This is a genomic window from Pantoea jilinensis (genome assembly GCF_019104105.1).
GTDB lineage: Bacteria > Pseudomonadota > Gammaproteobacteria > Enterobacterales > Enterobacteriaceae > Pantoea > Pantoea eucalypti.
The window spans coordinates 170,163-186,929 of record NZ_CP077748.1 but is presented as its reverse complement, the minus strand read 5'-3'; the positions used below and the strand labels follow the sequence as shown (position 1 = coordinate 186,929).

12 protein-coding genes are annotated in these 16,767 nt (G+C 48.9%); 8 read left to right on the top strand and 4 right to left on the bottom strand.

All coding sequences use genetic code 11. The features are described from left to right. Window positions 1-34 precede the first annotated feature (34 nt). On the top strand, window positions 35-1,261 hold the full coding sequence (locus KTJ90_RS20365) for an MFS transporter (protein WP_499027045.1): 1,227 nt from the start codon (window positions 35-37) through the stop codon (window positions 1,259-1,261). 215 nt (window positions 1,262-1,476) lie between these two features. Continuing rightward, on the top strand, window positions 1,477-2,616 hold the full coding sequence (locus KTJ90_RS20360) for a zinc-binding metallopeptidase family protein (RefSeq protein ID WP_499027043.1): 1,140 nt from the start codon (window positions 1,477-1,479) through the stop codon (window positions 2,614-2,616). A gap of 177 nt (window positions 2,617-2,793) precedes the next feature. Here KTJ90_RS20360 and fhuE read toward each other — a convergent pair whose 3' ends face one another. After that, complete coding sequence (gene fhuE, locus KTJ90_RS20355; RefSeq protein ID WP_003855069.1) at window positions 2,794-5,016, bottom strand: ferric-rhodotorulic acid/ferric-coprogen receptor FhuE; 2,223 nt, start codon at window positions 5,014-5,016, stop codon at window positions 2,794-2,796. A gap of 443 nt (window positions 5,017-5,459) precedes the next feature. Here fhuE and pagP point away from each other — a divergent pair, with 443 nt between their 5' ends. Then, window positions 5,460-6,029, top strand: coding sequence for a lipid IV(A) palmitoyltransferase PagP (gene pagP / locus KTJ90_RS20350; RefSeq protein ID WP_110411945.1), 570 nt, complete (start codon window positions 5,460-5,462; stop codon window positions 6,027-6,029). An 18-nt stretch (window positions 6,030-6,047) separates the two neighbouring features. Here pagP and KTJ90_RS20345 read toward each other — a convergent pair whose 3' ends face one another. After that, on the bottom strand, window positions 6,048-7,130 hold the full coding sequence (locus KTJ90_RS20345; RefSeq protein WP_499027075.1) for a tyrosine-type recombinase/integrase: 1,083 nt from the start codon (window positions 7,128-7,130) through the stop codon (window positions 6,048-6,050). 420 nt (window positions 7,131-7,550) lie between these two features. Then, window positions 7,551-8,660: an SDR family oxidoreductase gene (locus KTJ90_RS20340; protein ID WP_187513089.1), complete on the bottom strand. Its 1,110-nt coding sequence runs from the start codon at window positions 8,658-8,660 to the stop codon at window positions 7,551-7,553. Between the two features lie 1,090 nt (window positions 8,661-9,750). Here KTJ90_RS20340 and KTJ90_RS20335 point away from each other — a divergent pair. Further along, entirely contained in the window at window positions 9,751-9,981 is a 231-nt protein-coding gene (locus tag KTJ90_RS20335; RefSeq protein WP_003855058.1) for a hypothetical protein, read from the top strand. A gap of 182 nt (window positions 9,982-10,163) precedes the next feature. Here the strand turns inward: KTJ90_RS20335 and KTJ90_RS20330 are convergent, their stop codons facing one another. Then, entirely contained in the window at window positions 10,164-10,427 is a 264-nt protein-coding gene (locus KTJ90_RS20330; protein WP_392391873.1) for a hypothetical protein, read from the bottom strand. Between the two features lie 963 nt (window positions 10,428-11,390). Between KTJ90_RS20330 and KTJ90_RS20325 the strand changes: the two genes are divergently transcribed. The 4 genes from KTJ90_RS20325 to KTJ90_RS20310 all read left to right on the top strand — a co-directional run bounded on the left by KTJ90_RS20325 (window position 11,391) and on the right by KTJ90_RS20310 (window position 16,521). Continuing rightward, entirely contained in the window at window positions 11,391-12,158 is a 768-nt protein-coding gene (locus KTJ90_RS20325; protein WP_225613821.1) for a fimbrial biogenesis chaperone, read from the top strand. Window positions 12,159-12,230: 72 nt separating this feature from the next. Further along, window positions 12,231-12,764, top strand: coding sequence for a CS1 type fimbrial major subunit (locus KTJ90_RS20320; protein WP_499027040.1), 534 nt, complete (start codon window positions 12,231-12,233; stop codon window positions 12,762-12,764). Window positions 12,765-12,832: 68 nt separating this feature from the next. Further along, window positions 12,833-15,253: a TcfC E-set like domain-containing protein gene (locus tag KTJ90_RS20315; protein WP_231001629.1), complete on the top strand. Its 2,421-nt coding sequence runs from the start codon at window positions 12,833-12,835 to the stop codon at window positions 15,251-15,253. Then, window positions 15,250-16,521, top strand: a complete 1,272-nt coding sequence (locus KTJ90_RS20310) for a hypothetical protein (protein ID WP_499027038.1) — start codon at window positions 15,250-15,252, stop codon at window positions 16,519-16,521. Before KTJ90_RS20315 ends, KTJ90_RS20310 begins: the two co-directional genes overlap by 4 nt. Window positions 16,522-16,767 lie beyond the last annotated feature (246 nt).

The following is a 16,767-nucleotide window of genomic DNA, read 5'->3' as shown; positions in this document are numbered from 1 at the left end:
CCGCTTTTTAATGGTTATATTGCAGGTATTCATCATGGCTTCTTTTCTGCCGGTGGCGCAACTGACCCGCCGACATCTGATCTTTCCGCTCTCGCTGGTCTTATTCGAGTTCGCCACCTATATCGCCCATGACATGATCCAGCCCGGCATGCTGCTGGTGACACAGGAATTTAAGGTCGGGCCTGAATGGGTTTCTACCTCGCTGACCGCCTATCTGGCGGGTGGCATTCTGCTGCAGTGGCTGCTTGGACCGCTCTCGGATCGCATCGGGCGGCGTCCGGTGCTGCTCAGCGGCGTGGCGTTTTTTATGCTCTCCTGCATCGCGACCCACTGGGTACAGAGTATTGAACAGTTCATCCTGCTGCGGTTTCTTCAGGGGATGAGCCTCTGCTTTATCGGGGCGGTAGGTTACGCGGCGATACAGGAGGCGTTCACAGAGTCGCTCAGCATTAAAATGATGGCGCTGATGGCCAACGTCGCCCTGCTGGCCCCACTGGCCGGGCCGCTGGCGGGCGCAGCTTTTCTTACCGTGGGAGAATGGCGCACCCTGTTCTGGTTGATTGGGGCTGTCGCGGCGCTGGCGCTGGCCGGGCTGTGGTATGCCATGCCTGAAACGGCGGGCGATCGTCAGACACCGCTGTCACTGCGATCGATTATCAGCGGTTATGCGGCATTGCTGAAAGAGCGTCAGGTGATGCGCGGTTCGCTGGCCATCGGACTGGTCACTGTGCCCTGCATCGCCTGGGTTGCGCTGTCGCCCGTGATTTTGATCCACGGTGCGCAACTGAGCCGCATCGACTATGCGCTGTTACAGCTGCCGGTTTTTGCCGCCATGATTGCAGGTAATCTGACTCTGGGTCGATTATCCAGCCGTCTGCCCATTGAACAGCCTGTAAGACTCGGTGCATGGCCTGTGGTCTGCGGACTGACCATTGCAGCGATCGCCACCATGATTAACCCAGACAGCTATCTGTGGCTGACTGCCGGAATGAGTCTCTACGGTTTTGGCACCGGACTGGTCAACGCCGGGCTCTATCGCATGACGCTTTTTTCCAGCAACGCAGGCAAAGGCAGTGTGGCGGCGATGCTTGGGATGGTGAGCATTCTGATCATTGCACTCGGCATTGAAGCCGCCAAAACCGCGTATTTCAGCTTCGGCAACGGTGGTTTTAGCATAGTGAATCTGATCTGCGGTCTGCTATGGCTGGGTCTGGTCAGCGCATTCCTGCGTGCAGGACAGCGAAAATTATGCGCGGAGTAGTCATTACCCAGCTATAAAAAATTGCGGGATGGCAAAACAGTGTTTGTCATTCCGCACGCTCAGAACACTGATTAAATCCCCTTCACTTCCGCATTGATTTTATTCAGATAAGCTTCGACCAAATCGTTACTTTATCTGCGTGTTGCGTCATTCGATGATGATTGCGCCTGCTGAGGCAATGGATAAATCTTTTATGCCGGAAACACAGGGATACCATGACTTTGCCTTTAACTGAACAACTGGTGCAGTGGCGTCGCGAACTGCACCAGCATCCTGAACTTTCGAATCATGAATATGCCACTACGGAACGGATTACACGCTGGCTGGAACAGGCAGGAATCCGGCTGAAGCCGCTGGGGCTGAAAACCGGCGTCGTGGCAGAAATCGGTCATGGCGAACCGCTGATCGCCCTGCGCGCGGATATTGATGCGTTACCGATTGAAGAAACCACCGAGCGACCGTGGCGATCACAGCAGCCGGGCGTGATGCACGCCTGTGGTCACGACGTTCACAGCGCCGTGATGCTCGGTGTGGCGTTGCAACTGAAACAGCAGGAAGAGACGCTGCCTGGTCGGGTGCGGATTCTGTTTCAGCCCGCCGAAGAGACTTTTAATGGCGCGCGTCAGCTGATTGAAGCCGGTGCGCTGGAAGGCGTTCAGGCGATATTCGGCCTGCACAATGCGCCTGACCTGCCGCTGGGCACGCTTCAGAGCCGGGCGGGTGCATTTTATGCCAACGTCGACCGCTTTGTGATCCGCATTGAGGGCAAAGGCGCGCATGCCGCACGACCGCAGGAGGGGATCGATTCGATCGTGATTGCCAGTCATATCGTGACGGCACTGCAGACCCTGCCGAGCCGGGTATTCAGCTCGCTGGAAACGGTGGTGCTGAGCGTAACGCGCTTTACCGCCGGTAATACCTGGAACGTGCTGCCGCAAAGCGTTGAGCTGGAGGGCACCGTACGCACTCACAACGGCGAGATTCGGGCGCAGATCCCGCACCGCATGCGGTCACTGATTCAGGGTATCGCCGCCGGATTTGGTGCGACCGCAGAACTGGAGTGGACCGAGGGACCGCCTGCCCTGATTAACACGCCAGGCTGGGTGGATGTTGCTCTGGACGTTGCAGAACAGAGTGGCTATCTCGCGGAGCATGCTGAGTCGCCACAGATGGGCGGAGAAGATTTTGCCTTCTATCTGCAACAGGTGCCGGGCGCGTTTGTCAGCATCGGCAGTGCCAGCCAGTTTGGGCTGCATCATGCCGCCTTCGATCCGGATGAAGCCCTGATCGGCCCGGCGGTGGCGTACTTCACCCAGCTGGTGCCGCGCGCGTTGCAGATTGTGGCGGCGCAATGACAAAAAAAGGAATGCCGGTGACGGGTGACATCGCATTTCAGGAGCAGCCTGAGGCGATTGTGGTGGAGTCCACTGAAGGTTTTAACCTGGCACTACGTTTTACCTGAGTGCAGACCTGTTATGTTGTGAAAAACGCCTCAAATGAGGCGTTTTTCACAGGCGTTACAACGATACAAATCAGAAGGTGTAGCTGGCGGTCACTGAAAAATTACGAGGTTCGCCGTAGACCACAGAGCTGGCCACGTTGGTGTCATACTCTTTGTCGAACAGATTATTGAGATTGCCCTGCAGTGACAGGTTTTTGTTCACCTGATAGCGGGCGAATAGATCAACCAGTGCATAGCTGCCCTGCCGCGCGCGCCAGGTGCCATTACCTTCCGGGCCGCCGACATCGTTCCAGACGTGCGTCTGCCAGTTCACGCCGCCACCCAGCGTCAGCTGCTGCAGTGTCGGCAGACGATAGCTACTGAACAGGTTAAAACTGGTCTGCGGCAGTTGCGGGTTAAACGTGCTGCCATCGCGGTTTTCCGCGATGTAACGCGACCCGCCAAAAGTCATCTGCCAGTTGTCGGTTAATGCACCGTTGACTTCGAACTCCACACCACGACTCACAACCCCTTTGCGGCCAACGTAGGCAACATCTCCAGAGCCCTGAATGGTCTGCGTCGTCGCTTCACCTGCGTTATCCAGCTCCGTGCGGAAAACTGAAACGGAGGTTGTCAGGCGACTGTCCAGCCAGTCAGATTTCACGCCTGCCTCGTAGTTTTTACCGATAACCGGCGACAGGTAAGCACCGCTGGCATCGCGGTAATCCTGGGGCTGGAACACCGAGGTATAGCTGGCGTAAGCCGACCAGTTTTCGGCGAAGTCATAAATCAGCCCGCCATACGGCGTAATGTTGTTTTCTTCCGCTTCGCCACTTAAGGTTTCGCGATTCCAGTTGGTGTAACGGGCGCCGAGAATCAGGTGCAGCGGATCAGCAAGTGACAGGCGGGTTGCCATGTAAGTTGATTTCTGGCGAACCAGTTGGGTATCGCTGGCAGGCAGACGCGGTGTCCAGTTGGATTCCGGATACTGGCCGTTGAAGTCGTTATAGTTACCTAACGACGCCGACGAGATATTCTCAAAGGTGCTGAAGTACTTATTATCCTGGCGGGTGTAGTTGACGCCCACCATCAGCTCATGCTGGCGCCCCAGCAGTTCATACGGGCCGCTGGCAAAAGCATCCACTGCATCCACTTTCCGTTTGCCGGTGTTATAACCGGTTCCGCCCACCACCGGATAGTCAGCATAGGAAGAGACACCCGCGCCGGTATTGCGATCGAAATAGCCATCAAGATAGATCTGCTTACTGTCCAGACGCATCTCGTTGTGCGCCCCGTTCAGGGTGATGTTCCAGCCGTTATCGAAATCCTGCTTCAGGTTTACAAAGAGTTTGCGATTCTCTTTGTCGTTATAGGCCCAGTCAGGCGCGGTGTTGTAGCCGCGACGGGTATGAATCTGTGTGCCGTCCGTGTACCAGCGTGGTGCGCCGCCCCACATGGTGGAGTCGGTATTGACCTGACTGAACTCATAACCGACAGAGAGCGTGGCAGAATCCGTCAGATCGGCGTCAACTACGCCATAGATGAACTGTTTTTTAGCGCCGTAGCGTTCGATGAAGCTGTTGTTATCCTGCCAGCCTGCAACCAGTCGGCCACGCACATTACCTGACTCACTGAGCGGCGCCGAAAGATCGGCAACATAACGCTGTTTGTTCCAGCTGCCGTAGCTGGCAGAGACGGTGCCGCCGAATTCTTTGCTGTCCGCATGTTTGCGTACCATATTGATGGCTGCTGAAGGATTGCCTGGCCCGGTCATCAGCCCCGTTGCGCCGCGAACCACTTCAACGCGCTCATACAGGGCCATATCGGTCTGTGCATCGCCCAGGTTCCAGCGTTCGGCAAAAGCAGTGGGAATGCCATCGACCATATAGTTGTCGATCATAAAGCCGCGCGCATAGTAGTTAGTGCGGTCCATATCCCCACTGATGCCGCGGATTCCAGTGGTATTTGCCAGCACATCATTCAGCGACTGAAGTTGCTGATCTGCCATTCGCTGCTTGCTGACAATGCTGACTGACTGCGGCACATCACGCGCAGTGCCCAGCATTTTTGTGCCTGCACGGGTAACCGGGACGCTGTAATCGGTTTCGGGCGAAGAGACCGCAGCAGCATTATCGGCAGCGGTAACGGTCAGAGTCTGGTCAGTGCTGGCAGCGGGTGCCTGAGTCTCTGCGGCATGCGCAATGTTATGTGCCAGTGATGAGGCGACAATCACGGCCAGCAACGAGAAGCGAAATGGACGTTGCAGAGCAATCACGTTCTTAATCCTGGGATGCTGAAGATCGAAGGCGTTCATTAATTCCTCAATTATCTTTATGTTTTTATGCTGCCATTATCACGGCCCTGCATCCTGCGGGCATCGTCTGACTGCTTATGCTCAGAGAAATCAAAAACCCTCTCGTAAGCGTTTATGCGCAAGTGTGAAAAAACTTTAAAGCAAATGAGAAATATACGCATTGCGATTATCAATGCAAGATTTTGTTAACAAACAATGCTGATTCTTTCAAAAAAGTATTTATCGGGTTCGGACTGCTGGAGAGGATCGCCAGCAAGGAAGGGATTTTCACATCAGTGTAAAAGCGAATTTAACCTCAGTAAGCAAATGCTGCTTCATTTTAAATAATTATAAAATCCTGTAATGCCCGTTCATTGAGCTGAAGTTTCCCTTTCTCATGCAACAATCCCCGTCTTGATACATTTTTTTCCTTATTTAACACCAGATATTGCAGGAATTCGTCAATGCGCAAAATTTTACCTCTTAAAGCGCTGATCATTACGTCCATTTTCAGTGATTTTTCAGCCTCCGCCGCCACACTTATGCAGAATGTAAGTTCAGGCTGGGAAAATTTCAGCAATAACGTCGCCACCACCTGGCAGCAACCTGAGGGTATCGACTTTTACCTTCCCGCTATTACCTGGCACAACCGTGCAACCTACGATCGGGAACATATTAATAAATATAATGAAAGACCCTGGGGCGCAGGTGGCGGGATTTCCCGTTACGACGAAAAAGGCAACTGGAACGGCATCTATTTAATGGCGTTTAAGGACTCCTTTAATAAATGGGAACCCTTCGGTGGCTATGGCTGGGTGGCAACCTGGCGCCCGCTTGCTGATCAGAATTTTCACTGGGGCGCAGGTTACACTGTTGGCGTGACCGCACGACACAACTGGGACTATATTCCAGTGCCAGCCGTCCTGCCACTGGCCTCAATCGGCTATGGCGATCTCGATTTCCAGATGACCTATATTCCCGGTACGCATAACAACGGGAACGTCTATTTTGCCTGGCTGCGCTACCACTTCTGATTACCCTGAATGTAAGCGTTAGCGTGACATCGCCATGATAGAGAGATCGTTCAGGGAAAGCGTCTCACCATCATAGCGATGTCGCAGCAGATAATAACTTTCGCAGTGAATAATCTGCTCAACTGCATCCGAGAAGGTGTTCATCGCGCTGCGCATCTGGCTCAGATAATCATGAGTGTCATACACCCGGTCGATACCCTCCAGCGCATGGTTCATGATTTTGCGGGCCACATCGTTAGGCGTGTCGAGCGCGGAAAGTTTAGATCGTGCGGTCCGGCGCAAATCGCGCGGCGTAAAGGCCTCCAGCCCGAGTCCGCGTGGAGCGCGAATCATCCGACGCAATGCCTGGTTCAGTGCGCCTTTAGACAGTGGCTGTTGCGGATCCCGTGGCGCAGGCACCAGCCAGGGGGAATCGGGATCCGCATCGCGCAGCAATGCTTCAATGCATTGCTTCATCAGGGGTGAAATGGGTAACACATGTTCCCGCTGTGATTTATTGCGTGTGCCCTGCATCCACAATCCTAACTGCAGATCGAACTCCGTTTTTTGCGCCTGTACGATTTCATCAGGCCGTCGGGCACTGACAAGACACAAACGCAGCGCCCAGCGGACTTGTTCTGATAATGCCCAGTTGTCCAGCCCATGCCAGAAAACCCAGATTTCCGCATCAGTGAGTTGCCGACTGCGCGGCGGCGTTGAGCGACCTGCGACATCCCGTTTCTTCATTGAGGCAATAGGTGAATGATCGAGATAACCCTGCATCTCAGCCCAGGCAAGGAATTGTTTAGTCAGCGCAAAGACCCTTCGCGCCTCCTCTTTTTTACCGTCGGCAATCAGAATGTTGTAGAGCCGGTTGAGTCGTAAACGGTTCAGTACTTTGAGGGGCAGCAACCCGATGTTGGGCAGAACATGTTTCAGCAGCGATGAGATCGCAATCTCGGGACGCCGACGGCTACTTAGCAATGACAGTTTGACCCAGACTTTCATCACCTGCTCAACGGTGCCCTCATCGCCAAAATTATCCAGCTCACTAAGCGTGGCAGTTTTTACCTGCTCCAGCCAGACCAGTACATGACGGCCCACATACGCTGAACGGTCCATGGTCTGAGTCAGATTTGTTGTCACATCGCTACCTGTAGCTAACTTCAAAGCGGGCCATTCTAGTCACAATTTATCTGTGACTCCAGACCTATTAAGTCTGGAGTCACAAAGACGCGTTTTGAGTAAAATTGAAGGCGTTGATGGGGTGTTATGCTGAACCAGAAAAGCGATTTTTACTGGATAAAAATGCGATAAAGAAGTGCTTCAGGAGTGAAACATCAACGTAATGATCTTGTGACTCACTTATGTTCCTCAATGCCATCCATGGCGTATAAATTCCGGTCTCAATCGGGCAGCAAGTTATACCAGCCCGGGATGAACGCTGTGCGTCATCAGCTGCCAGCCTGACAGGATAATGATTTACACAGCCCGCTCTTCACCAAAACAGCATGTGCTTTACTGGCAGGCTCACCGTATCCACTATTTGAAATCAACCTGCATCAACTCGGCGATGGTGGAGTCGCGGGTTGTTACTACGCAGCGATCCAGGTAATCGGTAAATCTTGAGGGTTTGTTCATACCCAGTTGCAGCAGTTTGGAATTATCGAATACCACATTCAGGTTTGAGAAATGACCATACAAATTCATGGCGCGCAGCATGATGCGCTCGTTGCAGGGCCCGAACAGATCCTTAAAGGTTCTTCTGCTGTCAGAGAGCTGTTTATAGGACACCTTCTGATAATCAACGCCGAGTGCCCTGCTCCCTGATGCTTTAGCCATCGCTTCGTCAATTTCAGCGAAGGTCACACTGCTTTGTGTGCCAGCAGAGATATGAATCACCTCATTAATGACGTCTTCTGCATCAAGCAGCATCACCAGCGCATCCGCGCAGTAATCAACCGGAACGACATCAATACGATCGTCCAGGTCGCAGGTGAATTTCCCTAATGCCAGCGCCATACGGAATACCCAGAAAATACTGGCTGACGGCAGACAACCCTGATCGGAATGGCCCACGACGATTGATGGCCGGGCAATGACCAGAGGCAGTTCCGGCAGCTTTTCGGTCATCATTTTTTCAATTGAGGCCTTACTCCAGGTGTACTCGACAACATGTTGATCGCGGCTGGAATCCAGTCCGCCTTCAGTCACCAGCGAGCCACGCTCCGGTGCACAAGACATCGCCGTACCCACGTGGATAAATTTCTCAAGTCCCGCGACACGGCTCATGCGTTCAGCGAACTGGAATGTGCCTTCAACATTCACTTTCCAGATAGTGGGATTGTTACCAAAAGAGGCAACGGCAGCACAGTTAATAACGTGGGTGACGTCATTAATCCGAGAGTCATTGATAAAGTTTTCCGTTAATGCCAGATCACCTAAAATGATATTTTCAGGTGTTATCGTGTGAATAACTGACTCACTTAAGCCAAAGTTTTTCAGGTTAGCTTTAAGCCTTTTTAGCCCTTCTTCAACCGTCTCGCCTCTGACCAGCAGCAGCAGCCTATCCTTGACCCTGTTCTGTAATAAATTTGCTACAACAGCCCCGCCTAAAAAACCTGTAGAACCAGTAATAAGGATTTTTTTCATGATAGTGCCATTTAATCTGATTGATCAAAGGAAGCATTACTAAACCGCTTCCCAAACAGGAAACAATTAAAAAAATAAATTGTTCAGGTAAATCATTTCTGATGTATGCGCTGGTGAGTTCAGGTTTACTGCTGAGTCCGACGTCAATGCCTTCCAAACCTGTCACTTCGTAAACCCGACCAGTATAAAGCCAGTTTCTATCGCCAGGCTCAACAACACTGCAGATATTTTACGAAACACGTTCGTTGAAGATTTATTTATATTCTACACAGGAGTAATAACTGCTGACCTCCCCACTCTGCAGCTAAGTTGCCGCTTTAATTTGAACCATTTTCCTCAGTCGGGATCAAGCTATATTAGATTTATATTTTATGAACTTTACAGGTTAGTTATAAATTAAGTTTATTAAGAATCCATTAGGACTGAATTATTTTTCAAAGATTGTCTGCAGGTTAAACAAAAACAATTTAAATCATTTATTAAGCAAGCCGTTTAAACAGCGTTTAATTATCATCGTTTTGTCTCTGCCAATCATAATAGTCTTTTTAAAACGCAGGCGCTCTGAGACGTTTCAGTGCCGCGTCAGACAGAAACGGTTTCCCGGCGAGGGAATTTAACGCAAGAACGACACCCGCTCAAAGCATGACCAGTTCTCAACAGGATGCCATGGGTATTTTGTATGAATACGATCAATCCCTGACAACCCAGCCAGCCAAAGGCTCTCTTACTCGCATGAATGGCGTGAAAAGGGTCGAAACAGGCCGATGGGAAAGCGCGCGTCATGTCACGTTTAAAAGTATCGAGCCAAAAGAGCAATCTCTGCGACAGCAGGTTATTCTTCTGGTTCACAGTGACTACATGCCCTCTCACTTTATAAAGGAAAAGAATTCCTGCACGAAATATTATCTGTAAACAGATGCAGATTACTATTCTGAATAAAAACTCGCCATTTTTTCGCCTCACTGGCTGAAAAGCGTAACCACAGGTAACTATCTTCGTGATATCTGTATCCTGACGAGAGAAAAGAGCCAAAGAGGAGCTAAGCTCTGATGAGTTCAACGTGCAACTATGACTACCAGGATATTGAGTAATGAAAAAATTATCAGTTATCGTTATTGCTACCGGCCTGTTTTTGTCAGTAAATTTACAGGCTAATGCTGAGGGATGTCTTAAAGGAGCCGCAGTTGGAGGCGTGGCAGGTCATGTTGCTCATCATGGTGTCGCCGGAGCTGCAGCAGGCTGCGCAGTCGGTCATCATATGGCAAAGAAAAAGCAGAAAGAAGCTGAGAAAAATCAGCAGGCACAGCAGGCTCAGAAATAAGCTGAACTTTGGTGTTGACCTAGACCCGCCAATAGCCGGATAACACTTTATCCGGCTATTGTTGATTTTTATTGTTAACTACCCAGAATAAATACAGGTGTAGCTGTGCATGAACAGCAGGGATTCGCAGTTTATGATTTACGCTGGCTCATAAAATTAACACCTACCAATTCCGCAGTTATTTAAGCATCATGATTTTGACGCCATTCATCGACCATCTGCTTTGAGACCTCTTTTTTATAACAGATCGGTGCATAACCACCCTGCTTGCTCCATGCGCTTCGTCCGCCACAGCTACTGCCATTTCGCGCAGCACTAAATGGGCATGCACATACACCAGGATATGAGACGATTGAATCCTCGATAATGCGCTGGCGAATGTGATCATCGTTTTGCTTTGGTGTCTTCGCTTGAGACGCACCAACCCAAAATATTGTCAGGACGATAACCAGACTAAAAACGATTCTGTTGTTATTCACGATTTCCTCCAGAAGTGAGGAGGATAATTTAACGCAGTCCAATTCATCTCAATCCTGTGAACAACAGACTATTATGTGCCTAATCCTGGAAATGTTCGGTGTCAGAGGCGAAGGCGAAGATTCTTACCCAATAAGATATCAAGCGAAGATTACGCATTAAAAACCATATCTAAGCCACAGTTCAGAGAAAATCAAAAGCTAATCATAGCGTTCGACCTCCTGAAGACGTTTGTACGAGATAACAGTTATCATCGGCCACATGATTATTCATGAATGCTTTCACAAACGCTTCCTGATTGATAGTTAGATATGTCAGTTACCGTAGCCTTACAGGTTTTGGTCATGATAATGATAAAAAATCCCCCTGATATGACACTGACCATTAATTTTATTTACTTTGTAACCCCCCCAGTTATTAAATGAATATCAGCACTATCATCTAAATCATATCTAAATATTAGAATAAAAACCTATATACTTCATCTTTATACATATAGATTGTCGCAAACCTTCATCGATGTACAATTCTCAAACCCAGAGCACAGTGAGTTTGTCATCTCAGATAATGACATCACGTTTTATAGCGTTGCTTGCCTGAGGTTGGTTTTAGGATTCACGCTAAGCTTTATTCATTATGGGAGAAGGTCGTGGAACAAAAAAGAAAAGATAAAGTTATTGAGAAGTAATTTAAACAATGAATATGGCCAGCTGTAGTTGTTGATCGTACAACTCTATATGTAATGAACCTTAATTCTGGCTTGATATTTATAATTGCAATGCTGGATAGCAACCCCTTAATTATGGAATAAATTCAGGAATGCTGGCTTTTTCATTCTATCAGCCAGTACAGGCAAAACGGGTGAAACAGTATTGTGACATTTACTCATGGCCTTCGATCAGGGCTGAGTAATTCTATAAAGTTGGTTTTTTATGATAGTAAAATATACTAATCGGATAATTTCCTGCGTGAGTGCAGCCCTTGTTTTTTTGTTATTTTCGCCATCAACTTTCGCTACACCCGTTATTGGCATCGGCAGTATGTATGATGTCCTGACGCCAGGAATGCAAAGTATGACTAAAAGAATATATAACACAGGTGACTCCACCGCATTTGTTCGGGTTGAGATTCTTGAAATACATCCTGAGCGACAGGATAAGAATAATGAGTTACCACAAAAAGAGGTATCCGGAAAAACACTGGAACGTGAGAGACTTATTGTGACACCACAGCGCCTTATTATTCCCCCATCAGGATTTCAGAGTGTCCGTATGCTCTGGCCTGGTGAGCGTAACAGTGAGCGATATTTTCGCATCAGATTCATCCCTGTTATGCCAGAGAGCGACGATGGCTTTGGACTTGATAAGAAAGCAGTGAGTGAATACCGTAAAGAAAACCTGCAGGCAGGACTTAATGTCCTCACCGGGTACGGAACTATTCTAATCGTCCAACCGGAAAAGCCTTTATTTAATACCGTTATACACGATGCGGCGCCAGACTCTTTATCAGTGCGAAATAACGGCAACGCTACGGTGTCACTGGATGCAATACGCCAATGTAAATTTGCGAATACGGATTGTGGTTCCGTAACACGAGAATTCATTCTTCCTGGCCGAACACACGATGTGAAACGGAAGGCAGGATATAAAACGAATTTCACTCTTATTGAGGGAAGCAACAAACGGAATTTGAGTTATTAATTCCGTAAATATCTTCAGGCGAAAGCTTGCCTGTAATTAAAGACCACTTAAATCATTAGGATATTATTAAACATGAAACGCAACCTTTCTATTCTTAAAAAATCCTTTTCTACCGCACTAATTTCCTGTGCAATTTTAGGCGGCGCAGTTGCGCATGCAGCTGACAGCCAAAGCTATACCATCAATTTATCTGCAACTGTTCCTTCAGATACTTTTCAGGTGATCCCTGTTGATTCTGGCTGGATTAACCAGACACAGGATATGGCTTACGACATTTCTACCAGCAAACTTAAAGTCTTTGAGAAAGAGTTTCAGTATAAAAAAACCAATGGTGGTATTCAGGCAACACTGACCGGAAACCTCAACTCTGATGGTAAACCGCAGCTATCTAATGGAACAGATGTTATTCCTCTGGCTGTGACATTTAATGGTGTAACCCTTAGCAAAACAGCTACAACTGTTGTTACCAATGAAAATGCCAAAACCGGTGGTCGAACAATGTTAAAAATCTCTCAGGCTGATGAGAAGGCTCTTGATATGAGTGGTTCGTTCACTGGTTCAGTTGCAATGGTCTTTGAACCTGCTGTCGTTACGCCAGAGTCCTGATAAATATGAGTTAAATATTTCATTGAGCACACCAGATGAGGGCCGCCACAGGATTGTGGCGGTTTTTTATGAAAAAGACTCTTTTTGCACTTATTTTACTTCCGCTTATATCCCATGCTGATGATATGATGCTGGCCGCAAATATGCGGAAATTACCTGAAGATTTCCGCCGGTACTTCTACAACTCTGAGATTATTGTTCAGGTCTATCTGAATGACAGCCGGTTATTTGATGCGGCGGTTGCCTTAAAAGAAAATGGAAATATTCGTCTGCTGCGTATAATCGATGACGCTCAGGATACTGACCCGGAAATTCAGACGCTATGGCGTGATTTACTTGCAAAAGGCGTATCGATTGGTAAATGCGAGAAAAACTGTCCATCCGGCCTGATGGCGGTGCAGTACAAACTTGATAATTCTGTGCTGAAACTTTATACCCAGAATTATGAGACAGCCCGTGCCAGAAGCACATACATTTCCATGCCGGAAGAAACACCCGGTGGAATAATTATGTATAACGATGCATCGGTTACAACCTCGGAGGCATCACGAAGCTGGGGCATAAATTCATCGCTCACTTCATCTCTTGCTAACTGGAGCCAGAAAGCATCCTTTCAGTCATCCGGAACGAACGGTAAATATAACTATAGTAGTTCTAGTCTTTATGAACTCTACACGCAAAAAGAACTTCAGGGCAGTTTTATTCGCCTGGGCTTTTTTACTCCAGACAATGATACCGGTAATGTACAGACATCCGGATTCGGTTACGACACCGTAGTCGGTGCAATGTGGGGAACTTCAGATACACTCCTGGTCAGTACGGACAGTGTCAGCGCCTGGCCTGTTTATGTGACTGGACGTAATCGATCCATCGCAGAAGTCTGGCGTGATAATCGCCTGATTCATACCCAGGAATTACAGGCTGGTGTGCAGGCGCTGGACACCCGTCAGTTGCCTGGTGGCATTTACGATATAACCATTAAAATCATTGAAAATGGGCAAACCGTCGATACTCAGCAGGCGCAGATCTACAAACCTCAGGGATGGAGCGACCCAAACCGACGCTGGCGTATGAATCTCTGGAGTGGCCAGCACAGAACCCTGGCTTCTGGAAAGGGTCGCGTACGAGACGATAACCCTTATGCCGTTGGGGGTGGCATTGATGTGCTGGCACACCCCCGTGCTGTTCTGGGCATTAGCGGAGCGGCGACAGATAAGGAAAATCAGGTCAGAACACGGGCGAATATAACGCTATCCCCTGATGACAGTCTTTTTGCCCAATACACGCTGGGAAACACAGAATATCAAACGAACCAAAATACCGACATTCGCTATTATCGCAATATCTCCGGTGGCAGTTCTGCCAGCATATTCTGGCGCTCAACAACGTCAGATATCTATGGGCACAGAACGTCATCACGCCAGCAGGGCGATACATGGGGAAGCACCCTTTCGCTCCGGCTTCCCTGGTCAACATCCGTCATTGTTAACGGGCAATATATGGATACTGTCTGGCGCCGCGGATTGGGTGCCGATATATCACTGACCACGCTGGCCTCTCTGTCCGGACATGACATAAATTATCGGGTCAGCGCATACGACCGCCCCGGCTTTAATGACAATCGTCGCGACCATGGTATTTCATTTGGTGTCAGCATCTCACTGGCACCGGCGGCACGGCACATCCTGTCAACTGAAACAGGCATGAACCAGAACCATGGGTATTCCAGTCTGAACTATCAGTGGCAGCCCGGAGAGGACAGTAGCATCCGCACTCTCGGAGGCGGCGTCTCATACAGTCAGCTAAATACCGTCATCAGCGGCAATGCCTCAGTTGATACGCCGTACGTTAGCGGAGATGGTTACGTTCAACATAATACTCAGGGTAATACCAACGTAGCGGGCGGTAATCTGAGCCAGGTTCTGGTTATTGGCGGAGGCAAAATGGCGTCTGTCAACGGAAGTAAAAGTCGTAGCATGGAGTCCGCCCTGATTGTCGACGTGGACTCAGATGATGACACGACGAATATCCTGGCTTCAGGCCGGATGGCTGAGACGCGGTTGAAAGTGGGTCGTAATATTGTACCGGCAGAGTTGTGGAAAAAAGATAACGTCCAGTTTACTGCCAGTGGCGGTGATGCTGTACAGGTCTCACCAGCCTTCGACAGTGTGCAGATGCAACGTGGCAGCGTGAAATACATAAAAGTAAAGGCAGTGAAGACCTTCACTCTCGTAGGGATGCTGCAGGACGAAAATGGCAATGTCCTGAGAAACCGCTATGTGAACACTGATGTAGTCAGTGGCGTGATAAACGCTGAGGGAGTACTGACACTGGAATCCGGAACAGAGAACAGAAAACTTAAGATCAGGGCCGAAGAAGGTTTACCCGCAATGCAGTGTGACCTCCCGACCGGAATCGACAGAAATAAAAAAGTGCAATTCATCAGCGCAATAAAATGCCGGGCTATCGACACGGGAGACAAAAAATGAAGAGCGTAATATTACGGTTTTTGATGAGCACCCTGCTGCTTGCCGGCTGTGCATCGGCCAACGCCGCAACAATGGATATCTCAGCATCGTTTTCACCTTCAATGGATAATCCGGAAAATAATGCGTTCAAGAATACCACACCGCAAAGTGGATTTTGTGCCACACACCCAGCAAACTGTGTCGACGGGACAAAAAGTCTGGCGACTGGACTGACACTTACCCCATCCAGAGGGCTGACACCACAGGATGACAAAAGAGAGAGTCTTTTTTTTAAATGGCCCTCGTCTACCCGGAAAATAATGGTTACAAATATAGAAACGGGAAACACGCAGGAGGTGCATTTCAGGGTATCGTCGTTTAGTGGTCGTTATACTGCCAATAGTGACTCAGGAGTATACAATTGGGGTCGGGGAGACGCTGCTTTCAGTCTATATCCTGATGGCGGTTGCAGTAGTTTACATGCAGGTTGGGGCGCTAATGCTTGGCTGGAATGGTTATGGTGGGTCCCAGAAGGAAATTCCGGTTGTTATAAAATAAGCAGTGTTGAACGCCCGGTTGGCGATAGTAAATTCATAAATAAAGTCAATGAGCTAAGTTTTGGATATGACCTCAAAGCCCCAGATCCATTGAAAATGGAATCCGGAATTTATACTGGAAGGCTAGCCCTACGTGTCGGACCTGGAGGCGATATCGATTTCGGTGACAACTTTCAGGCATCAGACAACGAACTCGATATCAATTTTACACTGACCGTGAATCATGAACTCAAACTGACAACGACACCCGAAAACCGGGCAGTGTCCCTGCAGCCCTGTGCGCCCGGCCGCATCTGTAGTGAAGAGGAAGGTTCTGCAAACTGGGAGCGCTGGATGGTGAACCGTATCACTCCTGAACTGACCGGAAAAAGTAACTTTAATCTTTCAAGCTCTGGCGAATTTACGGTTTATCTCCAATGCGAGCAGCAGAGCGGTTCAGACTGCGCCCTTAAAAGCGACAACACGCCTTCGCAGACCGTGCCCGTCCGGACCCTTCTGACCCTGCCGGAGAATATTATTGATCATTCAACAGGCTCAACCGTGTCAAAACGGCGACTGACCACAGGGAAAGATTTAACAAAAAACGTATTCACAACAAAAAGCTTTGGTCAGAACAGAGCTGGAAGCATCGAATTTCTGGTAGGGCAAAAAGACGTTGATACCATGCTAAAAACCCGCCCGGATACGTATCGTGGTGCTGTAACAGTCATCTTTGATCCGGATATTTATTAAAATCAATCTGGCAATGCCGCCGTTTTTATCATGTTGATGGATTAAAAGGCGCTGAAACAGAACGTTTCCGTTGCGGGCAATCAGTTCGCAACGGGAATAATCACGACATCAACGTTTTATCATGACTCTTCATCACAACGATAAAAATGCAGTTAGTAATTCACTTATGTATAGCGCAGTAACTGGCTGATACGCATTCAGGGTGAATGCCGTTCATCCTGTACGGGTTATTCAGTCATCAACAAT

Bases quoted from the DNA above. Each gene is read 5' to 3' on its own strand.
- KTJ90_RS20365 (WP_499027045.1), top strand. From the start codon at position 35: ATGGCTTCTTTTCTGCCGGTGGCGCAACTGACCCGCCGACATCTGATC.
- KTJ90_RS20360 (WP_499027043.1), top strand. From the start codon at position 1,477: ATGACTTTGCCTTTAACTGAACAACTGGTGCAGTGGCGTCGCGAACTG.
- fhuE (WP_003855069.1), bottom strand. From the start codon at position 5,016: ATGAACGCCTTCGATCTTCAGCATCCCAGGATTAAGAACGTGATTGCT.
- pagP (WP_110411945.1), top strand. From the start codon at position 5,460: ATGCGCAAAATTTTACCTCTTAAAGCGCTGATCATTACGTCCATTTTC.
- KTJ90_RS20345 (WP_499027075.1), bottom strand. From the start codon at position 7,130: ATGGACCGTTCAGCGTATGTGGGCCGTCATGTACTGGTCTGGCTGGAG.
- KTJ90_RS20340 (WP_187513089.1), bottom strand. From the start codon at position 8,660: ATGAAAAAAATCCTTATTACTGGTTCTACAGGTTTTTTAGGCGGGGCT.
- KTJ90_RS20335 (WP_003855058.1), top strand. From the start codon at position 9,751: ATGAAAAAATTATCAGTTATCGTTATTGCTACCGGCCTGTTTTTGTCA.
- KTJ90_RS20325 (WP_225613821.1), top strand. From the start codon at position 11,391: ATGATAGTAAAATATACTAATCGGATAATTTCCTGCGTGAGTGCAGCC.
- KTJ90_RS20320 (WP_499027040.1), top strand. From the start codon at position 12,231: ATGAAACGCAACCTTTCTATTCTTAAAAAATCCTTTTCTACCGCACTA.
- KTJ90_RS20315 (WP_231001629.1), top strand. From the start codon at position 12,833: ATGAAAAAGACTCTTTTTGCACTTATTTTACTTCCGCTTATATCCCAT.
- KTJ90_RS20310 (WP_499027038.1), top strand. From the start codon at position 15,250: ATGAAGAGCGTAATATTACGGTTTTTGATGAGCACCCTGCTGCTTGCC.